This window comes from Dokdonella sp. (genome assembly GCF_049593775.1).
Lineage (GTDB): Bacteria > Pseudomonadota > Gammaproteobacteria > Xanthomonadales > Rhodanobacteraceae > Dokdonella.
Map to the genome: position 1 here is coordinate 1 of NZ_JBAWHJ010000138.1, position 1,621 is coordinate 1,621.

General features: G+C 60.3%; 2 protein-coding genes. One reads left to right on the forward strand and one right to left on the reverse strand.

Going from position 1 to position 1,621, the window contains the following annotated elements:
- Positions 1 to 1,214: tetratricopeptide repeat protein (locus tag WBP53_RS04840; protein ID WP_423926494.1), on the forward strand; the 1,214-nt coding region annotated here is incomplete at its 5' end.
- Between the two features lie 91 nt (positions 1,215 to 1,305).
- Here WBP53_RS04840 and WBP53_RS04845 read toward each other — a convergent pair.
- On the reverse strand, positions 1,306 to 1,621 hold a 316-nt coding region (locus tag WBP53_RS04845; RefSeq protein ID WP_423926496.1), incomplete at its 5' end, for a YegP family protein.

Sequence of the window (1,621 nt, forward strand, 5' to 3'; positions counted from 1 at the left end):
GCCCGCTGGACGAGGCGTACGCGGCAGCAACCGGCGAGCTGGTTCGCACGCGTCCCGATGATCTCGATGCAGCAACCCTGTATGCCGAGGCATTGATGAACTTGCAACCATGGGACTTCTACGACGACAAGCGCCAGCCGAAGGGAAATACCGTTGAAATAGTCTCCCAACTCGAATCCATCATGGCCCGCAACCCCGACCACGCCGGCGCGCTGCATCTCTATGTGCATGCGGTTGAAGCCTCGAACAATCCGGAGCGCGGTGTAGCGGCAGCGGATCACCTGCGCGACCTGATTCCCGGTTCTGGCCATCTGGTGCACATGCCTGCCCACATCTACGCTCGGGTAGGGCGATGGAACGATGCGGTACTCGCCAACCAGGTGGCGATACGCGCCGACGATGCATATCTGGCCGTATGCCGGGGCAATGCCAATGGCCTGTATCCACTCGGCTACGTGCCGCACAACCATCACTTCCTGTGGTTCGCAGCAAGCATGGAGGGCAACAGCGCATTGGCCCGCGAATCGGCTGCACACACAGCCGAGCGCACGGCCAATCCCGAGCTGTTGCGAACGCCAGGCTTTGAGGCCATGCAGCACTACTGGCTGACCCCGTGGTTCGATCATGTCCGCTTCGGTCGCTGGGACGAAATTGTCGCCCTGCCCAATCCCGCCCCGGACCTGCCCTATGTCAGCGTGATCTGGCACTACGCCCAGGGCACCGCGGCGGCCCGTCAGGGACGCAAGGAGGACGCCGAGCAACACCTTGCCGCCTTGCAACCGCTGGCCGCGGCACCGGAAGTGCGCAATATCATGGTCTGGGAACGCTACCCCATCAGCCATGCGGCCGACATCGCCGAGCTTAGCCTGAAGGCCGAAATCGCCCTGCTCAACAACGACAAGGATGGCGCCATCACGACCTTGCGAGAAGCAGTCGTCATCGAAGACCGGATCCCGTACGACGAGCCTCCAGGCTGGCATTCACCAACGCGTCATGCCCTGGGTGCAGTCCTGCTCGACGCAGGCAAGCCTGCAGAAGCCGAAGCGGTCTATCGCGCCGAACTCGAGCGAAATCCTGTCAATGGATGGAGTCTTGTTGGCCTCGCCAGCAGTCTTCGAGCGCAGCAGCGCGATGCAGAAGCCGCTGAGGTCGAGAAGCAATTCGAGGAGTCCTGGCAGTTTGCCGATGTAGAGCTCGATTCCTCGAAGATCTGAGTTCGAGCAGCTGAATCTGCCGGGCAGGAGACGGAATCGGAACATCAGTGAATTCCGGATCAGGCACTCCCTGATCCGGAATCTGGTCTGCTCAGGCGTCGCGCACGTCGGTGCTTGGCCCGTTGGTCTTGACCGAGGCAATACCGGTTGCACGCGCTTCGTCCGATGAATACATCTGACTCGTGCCGATGACCTGGCTGTTGCCGGCGCGCAGATTGAAATACGGTCGACCATCGCTGGCATTGCTGAGTTCGTAGCGTTCATCCAGCGGCGAATTTGTCTGTACCGACGCGATGCCGGTTTGTGCTGAGCTTTTCGATTCATACATCTGGCTGCGCAGGATGACTTGCCCATTGGAAGCCTTCAGCACAAACGAAAACTGCCCCTTGTCGTTTGATGAAATTTCA